The sequence below is a fragment of the Bradyrhizobium sp. CCBAU 65884 genome (genome assembly GCF_028128835.1).
Taxonomy (GTDB): domain Bacteria; phylum Pseudomonadota; class Alphaproteobacteria; order Rhizobiales; family Xanthobacteraceae; genus Bradyrhizobium; species Bradyrhizobium ottawaense.
Genome location: NZ_LBJU01000131.1, coordinates 149,945 through 173,302 on the forward strand (window position 1 = coordinate 149,945; position 23,358 = coordinate 173,302).

The following is a 23,358-nucleotide window of genomic DNA, read 5'->3' on the forward strand; positions in this document are numbered from 1 at the left end:
GCGATCTGGTCAAGGCCAGCCGGGGAGGCAAGGCGATCGCTTCATTCCATCCCGTATTGTGCTGCAGTTCGGCAAAGCTTCGATCCCATGGTCTGCCCAATTCGGGCGCAATCGCAAAGCCGGGACACACGCTCTCCCGGCTGCGCTGTTCAATTCACGCCGCGCTTAAGGTTAGCAGCTGTGCTGCCTTGACGCAGTCACGCAACAATGGAAACAATTTGCAATTATCAGAAGTCCTTCGTCGCTCCGTGACAGGACTTCGCCGTTCGCCGTCAGGCAACGACGCCTCGTCGAATCGATACCCAATACAACCATAACAAGACCATTTCATTTCCAACTCGCGCCGTTGGGCTGACGGCGAACTTTGAGCATCAGAATGTTAAAGGGGGGGCTCGCCATGAGCGACCAGACGATTTTGCGCGCCAGTTTTGTCTCGGAGTCCGCGGCCTTTCGCAACACCTTTGGTTGGTACAACAGCTCAACGGGGCTCGGCGGAATCCTGTTTGCAAATGCGGATTCGCAAGGGGCTGGCGCCCTCACCCCCGGTGTCTCCCATGTCGACTTCGCGGTGAACACCGCCGATCTCGGCAAGATCCAGTTCTTCCTCATTCCGGATGGTGCGGCGCAGGGCCGCAACGATGCCGACGATCTCACCGGCGCCATCAAGGTCATCAAGCTTTCGGACGGCACCTGGGCGGTCGCCGATGTCGATGCCAACGGCAACGTCATCTACGTTGCCGGCAAGCCCGATCTGCTCACGGGCGCCGGCGCCAATGCGTTGTTTACCGAGACCTCCAAGAACGCGGGCGGCGTCGATTATGCCTCGTCGGTCACGGGCAGCCAGCAGACGGCAGCCAAGCTCGCCGGCGACACTGCCGACGGCGCGACCGGCACCATCGCCTGGGAGGATACCGCCGCGACGCGCAGGTCCAACGGCAGCTACACCGCGCCGGGCGACGCCGACTACAACGACGCCGTCTTCCAGGTTTCGCTCGTGCAAAAACCGGTCGCCAGTGCCGATGCGGTCACGATCGGCGAGGATGCCGGCGCCACCGCGATCAACGTGCTCGCCAATGACACCAACCCCGCGGGCGGGACGCTGCGCGTCACCTCCGTCAATACACAGGGAATTTTGGGGACGGTCAGCATCGCCGCCGACGGCCACAACATCGCCTATACCCCGGGTTCTGCGTTCCAGTCGCTGCGCGCCGGCCAGTCCGCGACCGAGACTTTCACCTATACCGTAACCAACAGCGCCGGCCTGACATCGACGGCGACGGCGACCGTCACGATCCAGGGCGCCAACGATGCCGCAATCATCGGCACACCCTCGGCTGCCGATGTCACCGAGGATTCCCGCAATCCGACCCTGAAGCTCACTGGGACGATCGCGATCTCCGATGTCGATCAGGGCGAATCGGCGTTCAAGACCACCGTGGTATCCGCCTTGGGCAATTTCGGCACCCTGTCCCTGAAGGCCGACGGCAGCTACACCTATTCGATCGCCAACAGTGCCGTTCAATATCTCGGCGCTGGCGAGACCAGGGTCGAGACGTTTACGGTCAGCGCGCTGGACGGCACGGCCAAGCAGGTCTCCTTCACGGTTCACGGCACCAACGACGCCGCCGTGATCGGTGCGCCCGCCTTCACCACCGTCACCGAAGACGCCAGCGCGCCGACGCTGTCGGTGTCAGGCACGATCTCGATCTCGGATGCCGACCAGAACCAGTCCACGTTCCAGGCCGGCGTGATCACGGGGCAGGGCAATCTGGGCGCACTGACGCTGAATGCCAACGGCACCTACAGCTATTCGGTCGCCAACAGCTCCGTGCAATATCTCGGTGCGGGCGACACCAAGGTCGAAACCTTCACCGTCAAGTCGTTCGACGGCACGGCCAAGCAGGTCTCTTTCGTCATCAAGGGCGTCAATGACGCAGCGGTGATCGGCACACCCACGGTTCACGACGTCTACGACAATCCGTCGGCGCTCGTGCTCACCGCGTCCGGCAGCATCGGCATCACGGATGTTGATCAGGGCGAGGCGGCGTTCAAGCCGGCCGTTGGCTCCGCTGCCGGCAATCTGGGCTTCCTGCTGCTGTCGGGCGACGGCAGCTATGTCTACGTCGTGGCCGAAAGTGCTGCGCACAATCTGGCGGCCGGCGCCGTCAAGGTCGACACCTTCACCGTGACCGCTGTCGATGGCACCACCAAGCAGGTCAGCTTCACCGTTCATGGCCCGGCCGGCGGCAATCACGCGGCGACGATCGGCGATCCCACCATTGCCGACGTGACGGAAGACCTTGCGGCGAACAACGCCGGGAATCTGACCGCGGTGGGCAGCATCTCGGTCAGCGATCCGGATGCGGGCCAGTCGTCATTCCAGGCCGGCGTGCTCACAGGGCCGGGCAATCTCGGCACGCTGAACCTCTCGGCCAACGGCGGCTACACCTACGCTGTCGCCAACAACGCCGTGCAATATCTCGGAGCCGGCGAAACCAAGATCGATACGTTCCGGGTCACCTCTCAGGATGGCACCTCCAAGGACGTCACGTTCACGATCCACGGCGAGAATGACGGCGCGACCATTGGCAATGTCGGGGATCACGATGTCGCCGAGGACGGCGAACTGGCGGCGTCCGGGCAGCTGTCCATCGTCGATGCCGACCAGAACCAGGCCGCGTTCCAGGCCGGCACGATCACGGCACAAGGCAACCTCGGCACGGTGACGCTGCTGGCCGACGGCCACTACACCTATTCGGTCGACAACGCCGCTATTCAGTATCTCGGCGCCAACGACACCAAGACGGAGACCTTCACGGTCACGTCCGTCGACGGCACGACCAAGAATATCAGCTTCGATATCCATGGCACGCAAGACGCACCGAATCTGAGCGTACAGGACTCGTCGGGCGCCGCCGACGGAAACATCACGCTTCACATAGCGGCCGACAAGGTCGATCTGGGCAGCACCTTGTCGGTGAAGATCGAGGGGGTGCCGTCGAGCTTTACGGTACAGAACGGCGCAGCGATCGGGGACGGCGCCTGGCTCGTGACGGGCGACTCCATTCAGAACGTCGTTCTGATCCCGAACCATGCCGTCGGCAGCGCGGATCCGTTCACCCTGCAAGTCACCGCCATCTCCGACGACGGCGTTCATCAGGCGGTGAGCTCGGCCGAGCTCTCGCTGATCGTGACGTCCGGTGCCAACGAGATCAACGCGCTGGATATCGACGGCTATATCGGCGGCGCAACCGTATTTGCTGACGCCAACAACAACGGAATACTCGACGCAGGCGAGGCGCACACGACGACACGGGCTGACGGCAGTTTTACGTTGGCGGGCGGCTCCGGTCCGCTCGTGAGTATCGGCGGCGTCGATATCTCGACGGGATTGCAGGTCGCCGGCGTGCTGAGGGCGCCGGAGGGCTCCACCGTCATCACTCCGCTGACGACGCTGATCGCCGCACTGGTCGACAGCACGGCAAACGATGAGCACCCACTGACGGCGGACCAGGCCATGAGCGCCGTGGCGGCGGCTTTCAACCTCGATCTCACCGGAGGTGTCGACCTGAGGTCGTTCGACCCGGTGCCCGATGCGGTAAACAACGATGCCACCGCGACCGCGGTGCTCGCGGCAGCCATCCAGGTCCAAAGCACCGTCGCTCAGGTGTCGGCCGTCGGCGTGGAGACGGGCGCGGTCATTACAGCCATTGCAAGCGCTATTACGGCGTCTCTGAGCGGCCCCGGCGCGCCCGTCTTCGATCTGGCGTCTTCGGAAACGGTTCAGAGCGTCGTCACGTCCTCCGGCGTCGACGCGGCGGCCGCCGCGACGGTTATCGAGGTCGTTGCTGCCGCGAACGACAGCATTCAGGGGGCCACGAACGTCACCGAGCTGGCGCAGGCCGGTCAGGTCGCTCAAGGTGCGGCCGCCGACCAGCTGGCTGCGACGAATTTTTCGGATCAACAATCGATTGATCAGCTCACAGACCGCTTTGTCGAAAATCTGGACACGGAGGTTTCGAATGCCGTGCTGACCCCGGTCGGGAACGCCTTGTTCGGCTCGCTCGGCGATGACGTGCTTTCGGGCGGAGGTGGCAACGATTTGATCGACGGCCAGGACGGCAACGATCGCATCAGCGGTGGCGATGGAAACGACATCCTCTTCGGGGGAGCTGGCAAGGACTATCTCGGCGGCGGCTCCGGCGACGATATTCTCGACGGTGGCCCGGGCTTCGACCGCGCCGTCTATACCGACGCAACCGGCGGCGTCACGATCGATCTGGCGGCCGGAACGGCGTCCGGCGCCGGCGTGGGGACGGACACCCTCGTCAACATCGAAGCTGCCGTCGGCAGCGACTTTGCCGATACATTCAACGCGGCTGGCTTCACCGGCGACGCCCATGTCCCGGGTAGCCCTGTCGGCTACAACGAGTTCGAAGGCAGAGGCGGCGACGACACCATCATCAGCAACACCAACAGTCAGGGTGCGGAGCTGACGCGCGTCTCCTATGTCAGCGCCACCGGCGCGGTGACGGTGGATCTCGCCGCCGGCTATGCCCAAGGTGATGCATCGGTGGGCCACGACACCCTCGTCGGGTCCGGCTTCAACGGCGTCTGGGGCTCCGCGCATAACGACACGATTCTGGGCAGCAACAATCCGATGTTCACCGCAGAGGTGTATTCGGGCTTTGCGGGCAACGACTACATCGACGGCCGCGGTGGCTACGACCGTGTGGACTACAACGTCGATCCGAACACCACGACGGGAATTACGGTCAATCTCGCCGCCGGATCCGTCACCGGCGATTCGACCGTCGGCACGGATACGTTGCGCGGGATCGAGGCGATCCGCGGCACCAACTTCGCCGATACCTACAATGCCACCGGTTTCGGCTCGGGCAGCGTCAACGCCGGCTCGAACGGGACGTTCAACGAGTTCACCGGCAATGGCGGTGACGACACCATCACCGGCAACGGCTTCACGCGGCTCGGTTTCAACAACGCGACGGCCGGAGTCCAGGTTGACTTCGTCACCGGCACCGCCACCGGCGATTCATCCGTCGGCACCGATCATTTCACCGGCGTCAACGCCGTCCAGGCCTCGATGTTCGACGACACGCTGCTGGGCGGGGCGACCAACGACACCTTCACCGGCCTCGCCGGCAACGACTATATCGACGGCCGCGGCGGCTTCGACGTCTCGTCCTACAACAACATCTTCTTCATCACGGGAAGCATCACCGTCAATATGGCGGCCGGCATCGTCACCGGAGACGCCTCGAACGGCACGGATACGCTTCGTTCGATCGAGGGCATTCAGGGCACCAACTTCGACGATACCTACGATGCGACCGGTTACGGGGTGGCCGGCGCGAATGTCGGCAACAACGGGACCTTCAACCAGTTCGAAGGGCTGAGCGGTGACGACGTCATCACCGGTAACGGCAACACGCGCCTGATCTTCGCCAACGCGACCGGCGGGGTGACCATCAATCTCGCGGGCGGCACCGCCACCGGCGACGGCTCGACCGGTCACGACACGTTCACCGGCGTCAACAGCGCCCTGGGCAGCAACTTTGCCGACATCTTCGACGCAACGGGATTCTCTGGTCCGAGCGGGACCTCGTTCCAGGGGCAGGGCGGCAACGACCAGATCACCGGCAACGGCGCGACGCAGATTCAGTACAACAACGCCACTGCCGGCGTGACCGTCAACCTCACTGCGGGCACCGCCGACGGCGACGGCTCGGTCGGCCACGACACCATCACGGGCGGCGTGTTCAATGTCCTGGGGTCCAATTTCAACGACACCATCATCGGCAGCGCCAGCAACGACAGTCTCTCCGGCAACGTCGGCAACGACATCCTGGATGGTCGTGCCGGCAACGACTTCCTCAGTGGCGGCGCCGGCGTGGACACCTTTGTCTATGCGAGCGGCGGCGGCTTCGACTTCATCCAGGACTTCGTCCATGGCCAGGACAAGCTCGATCTGACCGGGGTCTACGGCATCTTCAGCCTCTCTGACCTGCAAGCACATGCGGTGCAGAGCGGCCCCAACACGGTCATTACCTTCAGCTCGGGTGACGGCCTCACGCTTCAGAACGTCAATCTGAGCAGCCTCACGGCGAGCGATTTCCTGTTCGGCGCGCCGATCGTCGGCGACGGAAACGCGAACGACCTCGTCGGCACCGCCAATGCCGAATCCATCAGCGGTCTCGGTGGCAACGACCGCCTTCAGGGCCTCGGCGGCAGCGACCTTCTGGATGGCGGTGCGGGCTTCGATCGCGCCATCTATACCGACGCGACCGGCGGCATCGCCGTCAACCTCGCGGCCGGGACGGCCTCGGGAGCTGGCGTCGGGACAGACACGCTGATCGGCATCGAGGGTGTGGTCGGCAGCGATTATGCCGATACGTTCAATGCGGCCGGGTTTACCGGATCGACCGGTCTGCCCGGCGTAGCCGCCGGCCAGAGCGAGTTTGAAGGGCGCGGCGGCAACGATAGCGTGATCGGCGATCTCAACGCCCTGGGGCAGGCAGTGACGCGACTGTCCTATCTGAGCGCGAGCAGCGCGGTCACCGTCGACATCGGGGCCGGGACCGCGGATGGCGACGCTTCGGTGGGCCACGACACCTTCTCCAACGTCTCGACGATCTGGGGCTCGGCCTCCAACGACACGTTCTACGGCAGCGACAATGCGTCCTTCACCTACGAGACCTATGAAGGTCGCGGCGGCGACGACTATATCGACGGCCGCGGCGGCTACGACCAGGTCACCTACAATTCGGACACGACGACCACGTCGGGCATCTACGTTCACCTTGCCGCGGGCATCGTGAATGGCGACGCCACGGTCGGCACCGACACCATACGCAGCGTCGAGGCCGCGCGTGGTACCAATTTCGACGACACGTTCGACGCGACCGGCTTCGGCCAGGTCGGGGCGACCAATGTCGGTTCCTCCGGGACCTTCAACGACTTCGCCGGCGCCGGCGGCAACGACACCATCATCGGCAACGGCTCCACCCGCCTGAACTACCAGATCGCGGCCTCGAGCGTCAGCGTCGACCTCGAGACCAGCGTCGTCGGGACCACGAATGCCGTCACGGTTGCCGGCAGCGCGACAGGTGCGACCGAGGGCACCGACACCTTCACCGGCGTCAACGCGGTGCAGGGCTCGACCTTCGCCGACACGCTGCTGGGAAGCAGCTTCAACAACAACTTCACCGGTCTTGGCGGCGACGACTACATCGACGGCCGCGGCGGCTTCGACGTTGCCATCTACAACAGCCTCAGCACGGTCACGGGCGGCGTCGCGATCGACATGGCGGCAGGCACGGCGACCGGTGACGGGTCGATCGGGACCGATACGCTGCGTTCGATCGAGGGCATTCAGGGCACGGGCTACGCCGACACCTATGTGGCGACGGGCTATGGCCAGCCCGGTGCGCTCAATATCGGCAATAACGGCACCTTCAACCAGTTCGAGGGCCTCGGCGGCGATGATGCCATCACCGGCAACGGCAACACACGGCTGCTCTACACGAATGCCACCGGCGGCGTCACCGTCAACCTGAACGCCGGCTCGGTCACGGGTGACGTATCGGTCGGGCACGACACCTTCACGGGCGTCAACAGCGTTTATGGCGGCAATTTCGCCGACACTTACGACGCGTCAGGCTTCATCGGTTTCAATTCCTTCCAGGGTCTTGCCGGCAACGACCTCATCACCGGCAACGGCAGCACGCAGCTGCTGTTCGCCAACGCGACCGGCGGCGTTGTTGTCGATCTCGCCAGCGGCACCGTCAATGGGGATGCCTCGGTCGGGCATGACACCATCACCGGTGGCGTCAACGGCGTGTCGGGATCGGGCTTCAACGATACGCTGAAGGGGGGCAGCGGCGCCGACAATCTGCTCGGCAACGGCGGCGCCGACACCTTCGTGTATGTGAGCGGCGGTGGTGCCGATTTCATCGGCGACTTCTCGCATGCGCAAGCCGACAAGATCGACCTTTCGGGCGCAGGTATCTACAACCTCGCTGATGTGCAGGCGATCGCCTCGCAGCAGGGACCGAACACGTTCATCAATTTCGGCAATGGCGATAGCCTGACGCTGCAGAACGTGACTCTATCGAACCTGACTGCTGCGGATTTCATCTTCGCGCCGGGCGTTCACCTGATCGGCGACGCCAATCCGAACACGCTGGTCGGCACAGTCTATGCCGACAATTTGAGCGGCCTCGGCGGCAACGACGTCCTGCAAGGCCTCGGCGGCAACGACCAGCTCGATGGCGGCCAGGGCTTCGACCGCGCCGATTACGGCGATGCAACGGGAGCCATCACCGCCAATCTTGCGGCCGGCTCCGTGACCGGCCCGGGCGTCGGCACAGATACGCTGGCGAATGTCGAGGGGATCCTCGGCAGCAATTATGCCGACACGTTCAATGCGGCCGGGTTCACCGGATCGACCGGTCTGCCCGGCGTAGCCGCCGGCCAGAGCGAGTTTGAAGGGCGCGGCGGCGACGATAGCGTCGTCGGCGATCTCAACGCCCTGGGACAGGCAGTGACGCGAGTGTCCTATCTGAGCGCGAGCAGCGCGGTCATCGTCGACATCGGGGCCGGGATCGCGGATGGCGACGCTTCGGTGGGCCACGACACCTTTTCCAACGTCTCGACGATCTGGGGCTCGGCCTCCAACGACACGTTCTACGGCAGCGACAATGCGGCCTTCACCTACGAGACCTATGAAGGTCGCGGCGGCGACGACTATATCGACGGCCGCGGCGGCTACGATCAGGTCACCTACAATTCGGACACGACGACCACGTCGGGCATCTATGTTCACCTTGCCGCGGGCACCGTGAATGGCGACGCCACGGTCGGCACCGACACCATACGCAACGTCGAGGCCGCGCGTGGTACCAATTTCGACGACACGTTCGACGCGACCGGATTCGGCCAGGTCGGGGCGACCAATGTCGGTTCCTCCGGGACCTTCAACGACTTCGCCGGCGCCGGCGGCAACGACACCATCATCGGCAACGGCTCCACCCGCCTGAACTACCAGATCGCCGCGTCGAGCGTCAGCGTCGACCTCGAGACCAGCGTCGTCGGGACCACGAATGCCGTCACGGTTGCCGGCAGCGCCACAGGTGCGACCGAGGGCACCGACAGCTTCACCGGCGTCAACGCGGTGCAGGGCTCGACCTTCGCCGACACGCTGCTCGGAAGCAGCTTCAACAACAACTTCACCGGTCTTGGCGGCGACGACTACATCGACGGCCGCGCCGGCTTCGACGTGGCCATCTACAACAGCCTCAGCACGGTCACGGGCGGCGTCGCGATCGACATGGCGGCAGGCACGGCGACCGGTGATGCGTCGATCGGGACCGATACGCTGCGTTCGATCGAGGGCATTCAGGGCACGGGCTACGCCGACACCTATGTGGCGACGGGCTATGGCCAGCCCGCTGCGCTCAATATCGGCAACAACGGCACCTTCAACCAGTTCGAGGGCCTCGGCGGCGATGATGCCATCACCGGGAACGGCAACACACGGCTGCTCTACACGAATGCCACCGGCGGCGTCACCGTCAACCTGAACGCCGGCTCGGTCACGGGTGACGTATCGGTCGGGCACGACACCTTCACGGGCGTCAACAGCGTCTATGGCAGCAATTTCGCCGACACGTACGACGCGTCAGGCTTCATCGGTTTCAATTCCTTCCAGGGTCTTGCCGGCAACGACCTCATCACCGGCAACGGCAGCACGCAGCTGCTGTTCGCCAACGCGGCCGGCGGCGTGACCGTTAACCTCGCAAACGGTACTGTGGACGGCGATAGTTCGGTAGGTCATGACACCATTTTGGGAGGGGTGACCAACGTTGCGGGCTCGAACTTCAACGACACGATCACCGGCTCCAACGCCAACGACCAGCTGTTCGGCAACGGCGGCAACGATCTGCTCAGCGGTGGTGCCGGCAACGACGGCCTGAACGGCGGCATCGGTGCAGACACCTTTGTCTACGCTGCCGGCGGCGGCGCGGACACCATCGGCGACTTCCTGCAGGCGGACGCCGACAAGATCGACCTCACGGGAATCCCTGGTGTCTCGACCCTTGCCGACGTTCAGGCGCTTGCCACCCAACAGGGGCCGAACACGGTCATCAACTTTGGCAATGGCGACACCCTCACGCTGCTGAACGTGACGCTGTCGAACCTCACGGCTGCCGACTTCATCCTGGGGCAGGGCGTGCACCTCACCGGCGACGCCGGTGCAAATACGCTTATCGGCACCGCCTACGCCGACAATCTGAGTGGCCTTGCGGGCAACGATCGCCTCAAGGGCCTCGACGGCAATGATCTGCTCGACGGCGGCCTCGGCTTCGACCGCGCCGACTATGTCGCGGCAACGGGCGGCATTACCGCAAATCTCGCGGCAGGCTCCGTGACAGGTCCAGGGGTCGGCACGGACACGCTGGCGAACGTCGAGGGGATCGTGGGCAGCGACTATGCCGACACGTTCAACGCGACCGGCTTTGCGGGCGATACCGGCATTGCCGGCACCAATGTGGGCTTCAACGAGTTCGAAGGCCGCGGCGGGGACGACAGCATCACGGGAGCGATGAACAGCCTGGGTGCGCTCCTGACGCGCATCTCGTATGCCAATGCAACGGGCAGCGTGACCGTCGATCTGACGGCCCACTCGGCGGCGGGAGATGCCTCGGTCGGTACCGATACCTTGGTGGGTTCGGGCTTTGCGGGTGTTGTCGGCTCCGGATCTGGCGACCAACTGCTCGGCAGTGCCAATGGCCCAGGAACCGTGGAAACGTTCGAAGGCCGCGCCGGCGATGACTTCATCGACGGCCGGGCTGGTTTCGACCGGGCGGACTACGCGCTCGATCCGGCCGCGGTGGGCGGGATCGACGTTCAACTGGCCTTGGGAACCGTGACGGGTGACGCCGCGACGGTCGGCACCGACACGCTGCGATCGGTCGAGTCCGTGCGCGGCTCGAACGCTGCGGACGTCTTCAACGCCGCTGGTTTCACCGGAAGCAGCCAGAATGCCGGTTCCAACGGGACGTTCAATGAATTCATCGGCATGGGCGGCAACGACAGCATCACCGGTAACGGCAACACGCGCGTTGCATTCACCAACGCCACCGGCGCGGTGACGGTCGATCTGCTGGCAGGTACCGCAAGCGGTGACTTGTCCACGGGCAACGATACGTTCAGCGGCGTCAACGCCGTGATGGCCTCGATGTTCAACGACACCATCAGCGGTAGCAACACCACCACGGCGACGGAAACGTTCACCGGCCTTGCCGGCGACGACTTCATCGACGGCCGCGGCGGCTTCGACATCATCAGCTACAACAACATCTACTTCTCCACCGGCGCGGTGACGATCAACTTCACGGCGGGCACCGCGACCGGTGACGGCTCGATCGGCAATGATACGTTTCGCGGGATCGAGGGCGCCCAGGGCACCACTTTCAACGACGTCTTCACGGCCACGAATTTCGGCGCCGTCGGTTTCCAGAACGGTGCAACCAACAACGTCGGCAACAACGGCAACTTCAACCAGTTCGAAGGCCTGGCCGGCAACGACACGATCACCGGCAACGGTAACACCCGGATCATCTATTCCAGCGCCACCGATGCCGTGACCATCAACCTGCAGGCGGGGACTGCGACCGGTGGCGGCTCGATCGGCACTGACACCTATGTAGGCGTCAACAGTGCGACCGGCAGCAACCTGAACGACACCTACAATGCCACGGGCTTCACCGGCGTCACCTCGGCAGGATCGTTCGGTACCTTCAACCTGTTCGAAGGCCTGCTCGGCAACGATACCATCACCGGTAACGGCAATACGCGGGTCTCGTATTCCCAGGCGAGCGGGGGCGGAGTTTCCGTCGACCTTTCGACGGGACTTGTGAGCGGTGCGGCCGGCGCCGACTTCATCACGGGAGGCGTCAACAGCGTCCAGGGTTCGAACCAGGCCGACACGCTGTTCGGCAGCTCGAATAACGAATTCTTCTTCGGCGGCGGCAGTGGCGACACGATCAACGCAGGTGGCGGGAACGACGGCATCACCGGCCAGGGCGGCAACGATACGATCGACGGCGACGCCGGCACCGACATGGTGATCTTCTCGGGTACGCAATCGCAATACACCGTCACGACGGCTGGAACGATCCAGGTTCAGGACAATGTCGTGAACCGTGACGGCACCGACGGTCTGACCAATGTCGAAGTGCTGCAGTTCAGCGACGCCATCGTGTTGCTGTCATCGGGCTCGTTGGCGAGTCCGATCGATCTCTCGACGCAACAGTTCTCTAACACGGCACCCGTGAGCGGAACGGCTGGCGATGATTATCTTCGCGTCGGAGCCAATATCTTCGGACACGGGATCAATCTGGGAGCCGGGACGGGGGATACCGTCCTGCTCAACGGCACCTTTGGTAACGGCTACACGCTCAATCTCTCGGGTGTCGAAAACCTGGTCGGCAGCGGCAACGACGAGTTCGTCAACCTCACGACGACCGCCAACGGACTGGTCGTCGACCTCGGGGGTGGCAATGATCAGCTCAATCTCGCGGGCGGCGCCAACACGCTTAGCCTGATCGGCGTCGAGGGGGTCGGCGGATCCGATTTCGGTGCGACGCCCGGCGTCAACGACGTACTCACCTTGTCGACGACGGTGACGGGCCTGAACATCAGCCTCGGCAACGGCGACAATACGATGAACCTCGCTGCCGGCGCGAACTCGTTCGTGAACATCTACGACGTCAATCACGTGAACGGAACCGCGAACGACGACACCTTGACTGTCACCGGTGCGATCGCAGCGGTCAACGGCGTCGCGATCGACCTTGGCGGCGGCGAGGATACGATCGCCCTCAACGGAAACTTCGCTGCATTCGCCGCGACCGGCGTCGAGCACATCAACGGCAATTCGGGCGACAATTCGCTCAGCTTGACGAACAATGTCGATGGCATCGTCATCGACATGGGCGGTGGAAACGATCTGGTGTCGCTCGCCAATGGAGTGAATTCGGTCAGCATCAGTGGCGTCGAAAACCTCAACGGCAGTGATTTCACCGGCAATCTCAACCCGTCGGACGATACGGTCACGCTTCTGAATACCGTGTCCGGGGTGTCGGTCAATCTCGGCGAAGGGACCAACGTCCTGAATCTCGCCGCAGGCAGCAATTCGTTCGACAATCTGTGGAACGTGAATCTGCTCAACGGCAGCTCGTCGGACGACATTCTGACGTTGCAGGGCAGCCCGGCGAACGTGATCGATCTCGGCGGCGGCAACGACACTCTGAACTTCAGCGCGAATGTCTACGACATCACGGTGACCAACGTCGAAACCGTCAATGCCGCCGCGAACTTCGACAGGATCACGATCGGCAACGCGTCAGGTAACACGACGATCACTGCCGGCGCGGGTGCGGATGAGATCTTCGCCAGCGCGGGCCATGACAACTTCCGCTTCGCCAGCACCGCGGATTCCGCCGCCGGCGCTGCCGATACCATTCACAATTTCGACGCCGATAATGACAGCTTTACGTTCTCGGGCATTAGCGTCGCTGGCGGTCACATCGAGTACGTGGAGAATGCGGCGCTGCTCGGTGCCAACCAGGCTTCGGCTCACCTGCAGAATTCCGGGCCGGGTAACGACTATCTTCAGATCGATATCGACGGCGACGGAACGAGCGATATGGACGTGAGCCTGCAAAATGTCACGGGCACGCTGCACAACGGCAACTTCCTGTTGGCCTGAGAGAGAACCGGCTTCGGAAAAGGCGTTGGCCGCCTGCCGGCCTGTCTCCGGGAGCCACCGTCCTGGCAATCGCCGCGCGACCCCAAGCAAAAACCGCCGCCACCGGCTATCCGGTGGATCGGCGGTCTATAGTCGAAGGTCGCTGGGTCGAAGGTGGCTGGCCTCTCAGGAGGCTCTTAGCCAAGCGTTCCCGCGCTCACCGAACGTACCAATAGCCCCACCAGCGTTGGGACACTGGACGCGCCTGCGCCTTCATGGCGGCGACTTCCTCGACGGAGCGAAGCTGCGGGCCGTAGATCGCGGGCGGATAGACGTCATCCCACAGCACGACCCCGGTTTGGGCGTAGGCCGCCCGCTGATGTGCCGGCGCAAGCGCGAGCTCGGCGGCCGGCGCTACGGATGCTGTCAAAACGAGGCCGAGAGCGGACAGGGCAATGGATGGAATAAGAGCGCGGACGGTCATTGGATTGAATCCCTCGTAATATGAGATGCGAAATAATGCGACGGGTCCCGAATGGTTGCAAGGGCATGGATTGGCCGGTTGGCCCGAAATTTCCTGTTCGTGGGAAGGCGTGCCAGGTCCGTTCGACGGCAGCAGCCTTTGGACAGGTCGGGATCGCGAAGGCATCTCTCTATATAGAGTGACTCTAATAGAGCGATCTTGATCGCAGAGTTTGATGCACGGGAGGTTATGCCGCATGCACGTAAGAGGTCAGGCATGAACAATCTTTCGGCGCCCGAAGTCGGCAAGAACCATGATGTCGACACACTGCTCGCTCTTGATGAGTCCCGGACTATCTAGGGCGACTCCTATGACTTCTGCATTCCTCTCCGCTTTCATTTTCGGCGCTGGCCTCACCTTGGGATACGCGCTACGCGCTTGGCGCGTGCAACGAAGCCCTGCGAGCTCATCCCGCGGCGCCTCGCGCCGAATGACCGGACCGACTCCCACCTCGACGTTCGGCCACGCCCGACGAGCCTTTTAGGCAACGTCCGATTCGCTGGCGGGATCTCACTGGTACGAATGGGGCATGACGAGATGAGCGAACCCAAGAAGGATGCGCCGCGGCGTTACATCGTCGATGGCGCCGGACAACGCGTGCTTGTCGGGCTGACGATCTCGGAGACGGTCGAATTCGAAGCGCTGGATAATCCGAACTCCCGCCCCGGCGCCGATTTGCTTGTCGAGGCGCGCCGTGTCCGCCAGGACAGACATGGGGAGCGCTGGCTGGAGCTTTACGTCAAGCACGAGCGAGCCTGGAACGATTGGATGGCTGAAACACGTGCGCGGCTGGAAAAGCCCCGCTTGCTCAACTAGATCCGCTCGAGGTCGATGCCCATGGTCCGATAGGCGAGCCGTCGCGAACCAAGGCTGCACGTCATACCGCGAGCATGCGGCTGCCCTGGATGCTCATCAGGGTGAGGTTACCGGTCGCATAGGCACCGGTGTCGATGTTGACGCGGTTCGCCATGAATTCGGCACTACGGACCGGCGTATGGCCATGCACGATATACTTGCCGAATTGCTCCTCGCTGCGCAGGAACTCTTCGCGAATCCAGAGCAGATCGCGCTCCGTCTGCTCGGCCAGCGGAACGCCCGGGCGAACGCCGGCGTGAACGAAGAAGAAGTCCCCGCAACTGAAGCTCAGCCGCAGATTGTCGAGGAATTCCAGATGCTCGGTGGGCATCGCCCGAATCAGATCGCGCATGATCGATGCCGGCTCGTCGCGCTTCAGGTCCGGCGGCGCAAGCCCGTAGGACATCAGTGTCTGGGTCCCGCCGACGGCAATCCAATCCTCGAATAATGAGGGATCTTCGAACACCCTCACCAGAAATGCCTCGTGATTCCCTTTGAGGAAGACTGCGTTGCCCCGGCGGCTCCGTTCGATCAGGACGTCGAGGGTGGAGCGCGTATCCGGGCCGCGATCGATGTAATCGCCCATGAAGACCTCGACCGCGTAGCGCGGCCGGCTGCAGGCGACGTCGGCGTCGATCACCCGCAACATCGGCTGGAGCAAATGTGCACAGCCGTGAATGTCCGAGATCGCATAGATGCGGACTCCCTCCGGCAATTGCGGTTTGGGAATAGGCGGGCGTGGTCGGGCGAGAGATATCATGGCGCTCAATCGATCGGGTGGTTGAAAAATTTCCCCAAGTCGCCGGCACCGGAGAGCTTCCATCTAACACGAACGACGTGAATTCGGTGAAGGAGCGTCCTTGTTCTCCGGCTCGATCACGCCAAAAGAAGGGCGGCATTTTTTGCCGACCTTGTTCGGCAATCGGCAGCGCGAATGGCGCGGCCCGCGGGAATTGCATCGCTGAAGGCGAGCGTGCAGCAAAGATGCATGCCTGGGCGCAATTTCGCGTCGCACGCCCAGATAGAAAATCATCGAAATTCTCGCAAATGACTCATTGTGCTTCGTCGAAGGATCGCATCGCCTGAAAGATGAGCGAAGAGGCGCTCGCGCGATGGCCAAGCATCGCGATGGACGTGGAACTTGATTCAAAATAGGGCAACGCGTTCGCTCGTATGTCATCACTGTGACGACATTTTCAGCGCGTCGAATTTCGCTGCGCATTTCAACACGACGCATGATCCGTGCGCCGCAAAAGTTTTGCGTGCAACGCCACAATGTCGCTGCGATCACTCAACACTTTCCGTGCGGGGCAGTGACGAGTCTTCAGCATCACGATGAGCGTCAGGCACACTCTCGATAGGCAGAGGTTCGAATGGCTGTTGCAACTTATGGTTCTGAAAACGCTCACGCGCTGTCGTCGACGCGAGGTGGCGCTCTTCAGAGGCCATTTCAGATCGTCGTCATGGCGGCTGACTTTCTGCTGATCTTGTTGAGCTATGCCGCCGGGGCTTCGCTGTACGGCGCCGCCGTCGCTTCGCCCACCGACGGCGCTTCGGTGGGAGCGGGGTTGTTTGTCGGCGTGGTGTTCGTCGCAGTCGCCTATTTCCGGGACGTCTATGCCACGCACCGGCTGCTCAACATCGTCTGGCAGCTTCGAAAGGCCGTGTTAATCTGGCTGACGTCGCTGACGATCCTTGCTGTTGCGGCGTTCCTGCTGAAATCGACCGACAATCTGTCCCGCGGCACCGTCATCGTGTTCGCCGTGATCGGCGGACTTGGTTTGGTCAGCCTGCGCTTCGTCTGGCAGGCGGTGTTCGGCACGAGCTTTGCGCGAAGCCGGTTGGTCGATCGCAAGGTGATCCTGCTCAGCCTCAAGCCGCTCGACTTCACCTCCAGCCGCTTCAAGGACCTGCGGCGGAATGGCTTCGACGTCACGCGCCATTTCGTGCTCGGCGACGACCGGGATGATGGCCATTGGGAGCGGCAGATTCGCGACGTGATCCGTCAGTCGCGCTCGGCCGACGTCGATGAATACCTGCTTGCGATCGACTGGAACGAATTGCCGATGCTCCGCAAGCTCGGGCCATATCTGCGCGCCGTCCCCCAGCCGATACGCCTGCTGCCGGACGATCCGGTCGCCGATCTGGTGGCTCGTCCCTTCCTGCCGGTCAGCGGAACCGTAGCGGTCGAAATCCAGCGGCCGCCTCTCACCATTCTCGAACGGCTGCAAAAGCGCTGTCTCGACGTCGGCGTGGCCCTGTTCGCGCTCGTAATCTTGACGCCGCTGCTGCTCACCGTTGCCGTGCTGATCAAGCTGGATTCCCCGGGAGCCGTCATATTCCGCCAGTCGCGCCGCGGCTTCAATGGCAGGCCGTTCGAGATCTGGAAGTTCCGGAGCATGACCGTCTGCGAGAACGGCGAAACGATTGCCCAGGCGACCAAGCGGGATGCTCGGGTCACCAAGATCGGGCGCTTCCTTCGTATGACGAGCATCGACGAACTGCCGCAGCTCTGGAACGTGCTGCGCGGGGACATGTCGCTGGTTGGACCGCGTCCGCACGCGCTGGCCCATGACAATTACTATGACGAGATCATCAGCAAGTATGTCTACCGCCATCACATGAAGCCGGGCCTGACCGGCTGGGCCCAGGTGAACGGCTTCAGGGGGGAAACGCCGACGATCGATCTGATGGAGAAGCGGGTCGAATATGACGTCTGGTACGTTAGCAACTGGAGTATCTGGCTCGACCTGAAGATTATGGCCCGGACGGCGTCCGCAGTGATGTTCCAGGAAGCTTACTAGTCGTTTGATTTCTTCACTGTCCGGAACCTGCCAGCTTAAGGGATCAGGTTCCGTCTCTCGACGACCTGCTGAAGAGCCGCATGATCGCGTCGCGCAAGGCAAGCAACGGCGGCACCAGCACGAAGAAAGCCCCCATCGCAACGGAAACGATGACATGGCGGATCGAGAAGGGTTCGTCCTGCTCGATTTCCCTTTGACTCGGGTCGATGGGCGCGGGTGAGAGCGTCGTCGCCATTGGCTGCGGACGCGGCTTGCGTGGGGGAACCACGATCAACACGAACAGGATGTTGAGCAGAACCCAAATAGTCAAAATCGTCAGGACGATCAGCATTCCGAGCCCGCCGGAAATGAACGACAAATATCAGCCGAGGTTAGCCTCAGGGAACCCAGAAAGAAAGATGCCCAAAGTTTCAGCATTTTGAAGCGTCGAGGACCGGATTGTCTCGTCTTGCCGATGAATGGTTGCCAATTGGCGCACTGTCCTAGCCATCGCAGCCTTCGTCAATCCTTGCTTTTGGCTAGAGCAATAACTGCAAGTTGTGGATTCCGGGCGAATACGGAGGCCTCGGCAGTCCGAGGTGGGCTCGGCGCAATCCTCCGTTCGTGTGTGCGAAGGCGCACTCGCTGCTCTTCAGGCGCTAGTTTCGAAGAACGCAAAAAATTGGCCCGCTGCCAAATGGCAGCGGGCCCGTCGTCTTTAGAAATCGGCTGGGCGCGGCCTGCCGCGCCTCCGCCTAGGCATGCTCGACGTAGTAGCTGTTGTGGTGCTTGCCCTTGTACGCCTCGATGCGCTTGAGCATCTTCGGGTTGGCGCGGTTGAGCACGGCGCCGAGCAATTTCTTCTGCAGGACTTCCGACCCGGAAACCGACTCCTGAAGGGCGCTTCGTGTCGTTTGCCCCCACTCGATCACATAAACCATGGCATCGATCAGGAAGCTGACGGCCTTTGAATCCGCCACCGGCATCACCGGGGCAAGATCGATCACGATGTACTCATAGTGCTCCTTCAGCACCTTGAGCAGATCGGCCATCGCCTTCGATCCAATGACGTCGGCCGAATTGACCATGCGGGAGGCCACGACGGACGGCAGGAAATCCAGGCCTGTTTCCTTGCTTCGCTGCACATGGTAGCCGAGGCTGGCCGGATCGCTGAGCGCCTCTACCAGTCCGCTCTTGGCGTTCGGCGCGAGCTCCCGCGTGAGCGAGCGCGTGTGCAGATCGCCGTCGATCAGGACCGTGCGATGCCCGGTGAGGGCGATCAACTGGGCGAAGTTGGCCGCCACCGTCGTCTTTCCTTCCTTGGGAAGGGACGAGACGATGCCAATCACCTTGATCTCGCGGGTCAGGCGCGCAACGTCGATCGACACCTTGATATTGCGCAACGTCTCGGCAAATCGCGAGAATGGATGGTCGACGACGTAGCGGGACAGATCGGGTGGACCGGTCTTCCCGGACGTGGATAGCAACGCGCCGGTCTTCGTCGGCGGACGAATGTCCGGCAGGACCCCGAGGCACTTCACGCCGAGCTCGTCCTCGACCTCGCCGGGGGTCCGCAACACGTCGCTGAGCAGTTCACGGGCAAAGGCGGCGCCGAAGCCGAGGCAGAGGCCACCCACCAGGCCTCCCACCAGCGCCAGCACCGTGCGCGGCGAGCTCTTGCGATCCGGCTTGGCGGCGGTGCTGATGAGGCGCGCCTCGCTGAGCGGAAAGCTCTGGTTCTGCGTGGCGCTCTGCAGCTTCTCGAGGAAGTTGTTGTAGAGGTTGCGGTAGGTGTCCGCGGCGCTTTCGAGATCGCGCAGCTTGACTGCGGCCTGGCCGGTATCGCCGGCCTGGGCGACGAGTTCCTTTACGTTCTTCTCGAGCGAGGCTTCCCGGCTCTTTGCGATCTCATAGTCGCTGCGATAGGCGTCGCCGATCCGATGCAGCTCGTCGGCGATGTTCTTGCGCAGCTCCTCCATCTTGTTGGCCAGATTGACCGCAGCAAGATGTTGCTTGCCATAGCGCCGGGACCAGTCGGCATACTGGGCCTGGAGGTCCAGATATTGCGCGCGCAGGCGGGTGATGACCGAGTTGTTGAGAGCATCGGTCACCGTCGATTGTGCGACGTCCTGGTCCGAAATCGCGGTGATCCGGTCGAGCCGGGCCTTGGCTTCGGCCGTCGACGCCCGCGCTTGAACCAGCTGGGTGTTGAGGTCCGACAATTGCTGTTCGGACATCAGGCCGCGGCTGGTTCCGACGATGTTGTTTTCGGCCTTGAAGGTCTGCACGGCACGGTCGCTGGCGGTTGCCTGCTCGCTCAGCTCGATGCTGCGCTGCTGAAGCCATTCGGTCGCCCGCTTGGTCGACTGATATTTGGCTTCCAGGGCGCCGACAAGGTAGGCGCTGGCGACGGCGTTGACGATCTTGGCGGCCTTGTCAGGGCTTCGCGAGCGATAGTTCAGCGACAAGACATAGGTCGTCAGGACACGTTCCGTCCTCAGGTTCTTCTGAACCTGCTCGACCACGGCATGCTCGAGTCGCTCCTGCGACGCCGGTTCTCCGGTGCCGAACAACGACATGAACTTGCCGAGGACGATGGAAAGTAAACCCGGATTGGAGCCATTGAACTCCGGATCGTCCGTCAGTTTCAGGCGACGGACCACCGAGAGGATCAGGTCGTCCGAGTTGATGACCTCGACCTGGCTGTCGACGTATCCGGTATCGATGAGGGCGCTGTTGGCGTTGCTGTCCTTGTCCAGCACCTGCGCCTGACGGGTATCCATCATGATGCGGGCATTCGCCGTGTACATGGGTTGCGCCATGATCAGATAGACGATCACCAGCGCCAGCGAAGCGCCGGTGCACACCGCGATGATCGGCCATTGCCGGCGCAGGACATCGGCCACGCGTTCGAAGCTGAGGACTGCTCCGCCGAATTCGATGCCGAATCTGTGACCCGACGGAAAATGTTCTCTAGGCTGATACATTTGTTAATTCGCTGCCTTTTGACGATCGCTGATCAATTCGGAAGGGGGACGGGCTTGAACGGGTTGGCCAGCTTGGTCTTCCACTCGCCGTCGAGCAGCGCCCCGCCTCGGGGCGGTTGCGCACGGCCCTTGTCTTGGGATTGGGCCTGGGCGCCGGAGGCGTCCTCGCCGGCGGCGGCATAGCCTGCTTGCACGTTGAGATCGCCGATCCGCTGCGTGAAATCCCTGATCTTGCGCGCAGCGTCCGGCTTCGTCGACGTGCACCGCCCTTCGGCGATCCTCAACGCGGCGCCAATGGCTGAACGGTCGGTTGAACTCGACGCCGAGATGAGGGCCTGCACGGACGGCAACACCGACGGGTTCGTGGCGATAAAGGTGGCGAGCCGATATCTCAGCTTCTCCTTGTCATTGCGCAGCTGTTCCAGAAGCGAGGAGGGCGATTTTACGAACGTGTCGAGTTGGAGCTGCGAGGCACGATCCGTAAATTCGACACACTGGGCGCGGCAAGCATCGATGCTCGCCACCATCAAGGCAGAAGCTGCCAAGATGATCGGTAGCCATCGCGATCTCGCAAGACGACGTGTTAGTCCGCAACCCATCTGTGTCCCTTGCTCCCTGTTGCAATAGGAGAACACGTGAAACTTGGCAGGCAACTGTGTCAATTTTTGTGCGACGCAAAAGCAGCGTGCGCGTGCTCGGTGAGACAACGCGTGCATTGCCTGTTTCGGTCGGTTGCAAAAATGAAGATCTGCAATGCCTGCGAGATCGGCACGCTGGCGCCTAGGAATGTTGCAAACTGAAAACATAAGAGGCGTTGAAAGTCGAAGGGTCGCGAGCATGCGTCGCAAAACCGACACAAGTCGTCACGCGACTCATTGTTCCCCGCTTGCGAAAAATTATCAGTGCGATATGTGGGCATCGTGCTTGCGGAGAGATCAACGTCTTCGCGGTCGGCTTGATCGCAACAGCGCCGAATTTCGCGCACACTTTGCACGCAAATACTCGCAATCATCACGACCGAATTGATTTGCGCGCCGACGCATGTCGATCTCAAGCAAAAAGTGGCGTGAACTTGGCGCTCGCATGTCCGAATGATCTGCGAGCGTTGAAATTATCGTCGACCCTCATGCGTCGAATGCGAGTCCGCGATCGCAGAGATTGAACACGCGCAAGACCTGATACACACTGCTGCGGTGCAATAGCTACGGAATGTTGATGTGACGGAGATGGTTCATCGTGAGAAGGCGCATGTCCTGCCGCTCGATAGCATTCGGGGGATCGCCGCGACGTCGGTGGTGATTCACCATCTCCTGCTGATGCCGACTTTCCTCGCGGCGTTCCCGCACAATGCGTGGATCAATTGCTCGTTCTTCAGAAGCTCCTGGCTGCTGGTCGACTTGTTCTTTGTTCTCAGCGGGATCGTCATGTCGCTCAGCTACGTCGAGAGCGACTTCGGGCGCTTCTCGCTGCGTGAGTTCATGGCGCGGCGCCTGGCGCGGGTCTATCCGCTGCATATCGTCATGCTGATGGCAAATCTTCTGTTTCGCCTCCTGCGGATCGGTCTGGTCATGGCCGGTGTCGTGGTGGCCGCGCCGGCGGCGTTCGAAGTGAACAATGCCTATTCCTTCGGTCTCAACGTCCTGCTGCTGCATTCGATGGGGTTCATCGATTATCTCAGCTGGAATGCGCCGAGCTGGAGCATCAGCGTCGAGTTCTACACATATCTGGTGTTTGGCCTGATCGTGCTGCTGGCCCAGCGCATGCGTTCCCTGCTCTGGTTCTACGTCCTCTGTGGAGCCCTTGCGATTAGCAGTCTGGTCTTCATCATCTTCGTGCTGGACAAGAGGAGCCTCGGGCTTCAGACCGACTTCGGCATCCTGCGCTGCTTCGTGAGCTTCTTCCTGGGCGTGCTGACGGTGAGGATCGTCGATCGCCTGCCGGTCAAGCCGGGCCCTGCCGTGCAGGGCGTGCTGCAGTTCGCCGCCATGATCGCCAGCATCGCTCTGGTGTCCCTGGCGGAGACCAATCCTGCGGCGACCTTCCTCGCGCCGGTGACGTTCGCGATCTTCCTCGGCAGCTTGCTGGCCTTTCCGGATGCGCTGCTGGTGCCGCGGATGCTGGTGGCCGGGCCGCTGGTCTGGCTCGGGAAACGTTCCTACTCCATCTATATGGTGCACGCGCTCGTGGTGCTGCTCGCTGAATATTTCGTGCGGGCAGTGGGGGCGGGGCGGATCGCCGCGCTGGATTCGGTCTGGGCAGGCCTGCCGGCCACGCTGAATCTCGTCGTCTCACTGGCTGCTGTGCTAGCGGTCTCGCACTTCACCTATCTCTACATCGAAATTCCCGGCGGCAGGTTCATGCGAAATGTGCTCGGAAGCCGTCGGGATTTCGCGCGATCCCCCGCGCCGTCGGCGCGGCTGACGAACTGAGTCGGTC

General features: G+C 62.4%; 9 protein-coding genes. 4 read left to right on the top strand and 5 right to left on the bottom strand.

Annotation, left to right across the window (positions count from 1 at the left end):
* Positions 1-397 precede the first annotated feature (397 nt).
* Positions 398-13,795, top strand: coding sequence for a VCBS domain-containing protein (locus tag XI03_RS34005; RefSeq protein ID WP_271594547.1), 13,398 nt, complete (start codon positions 398-400; stop codon positions 13,793-13,795).
* Between the two features lie 196 nt (positions 13,796-13,991).
* Here XI03_RS34005 and XI03_RS34010 read toward each other — a convergent pair whose 3' ends face one another.
* Entirely contained in the window at positions 13,992-14,258 is a 267-nt protein-coding gene (locus XI03_RS34010; RefSeq protein WP_028141813.1) for a hypothetical protein, read from the bottom strand.
* Between the two features lie 576 nt (positions 14,259-14,834).
* Here XI03_RS34010 and XI03_RS34015 point away from each other — a divergent pair.
* Positions 14,835-15,113 carry a hypothetical protein gene (locus tag XI03_RS34015; protein WP_271594548.1) on the top strand — a complete coding sequence of 93 codons (279 nt, stop codon included), beginning with the start codon at positions 14,835-14,837 and terminating at the stop codon, positions 15,111-15,113.
* Positions 15,114-15,174: 61 nt separating this feature from the next.
* Here the strand turns inward: XI03_RS34015 and XI03_RS34020 are convergent, their stop codons facing one another.
* On the bottom strand, positions 15,175-15,912 hold the full coding sequence (locus tag XI03_RS34020) for a metallophosphoesterase family protein (RefSeq protein WP_050995698.1): 738 nt from the start codon (positions 15,910-15,912) through the stop codon (positions 15,175-15,177).
* A gap of 613 nt (positions 15,913-16,525) precedes the next feature.
* On the opposite strand from XI03_RS34020, the gene XI03_RS34025 reads away from it, so the two are divergent.
* A complete protein-coding gene (locus tag XI03_RS34025) occupies positions 16,526-17,956 on the top strand; it encodes an undecaprenyl-phosphate glucose phosphotransferase (protein WP_038951074.1) in 1,431 nt (476 codons plus the stop codon).
* Positions 17,957-17,999: 43 nt separating this feature from the next.
* Here the strand turns inward: XI03_RS34025 and XI03_RS34030 are convergent, their stop codons facing one another.
* The 3 genes from XI03_RS34030 to XI03_RS34040 all read right to left on the bottom strand — a co-directional run bounded on the left by XI03_RS34030 (position 18,000) and on the right by XI03_RS34040 (position 21,449).
* Positions 18,000-18,287: a hypothetical protein gene (locus XI03_RS34030; RefSeq protein ID WP_028141809.1), complete on the bottom strand. Its 288-nt coding sequence runs from the start codon at positions 18,285-18,287 to the stop codon at positions 18,000-18,002.
* A 403-nt stretch (positions 18,288-18,690) separates the two neighbouring features.
* Positions 18,691-20,922 carry a Wzz/FepE/Etk N-terminal domain-containing protein gene (locus XI03_RS34035; protein WP_028141808.1) on the bottom strand — a complete coding sequence of 744 codons (2,232 nt, stop codon included), beginning with the start codon at positions 20,920-20,922 and terminating at the stop codon, positions 18,691-18,693.
* Between the two features lie 32 nt (positions 20,923-20,954).
* Positions 20,955-21,449, bottom strand: coding sequence for a hypothetical protein (locus tag XI03_RS34040; protein ID WP_271594619.1), 495 nt, complete (start codon positions 21,447-21,449; stop codon positions 20,955-20,957).
* A gap of 699 nt (positions 21,450-22,148) precedes the next feature.
* On the opposite strand from XI03_RS34040, the gene XI03_RS34045 reads away from it, so the two are divergent.
* A complete protein-coding gene (locus tag XI03_RS34045) occupies positions 22,149-23,351 on the top strand; it encodes an acyltransferase family protein (RefSeq protein ID WP_271594620.1) in 1,203 nt (400 codons plus the stop codon).
* Positions 23,352-23,358: the final 7 nt, after the last annotated feature.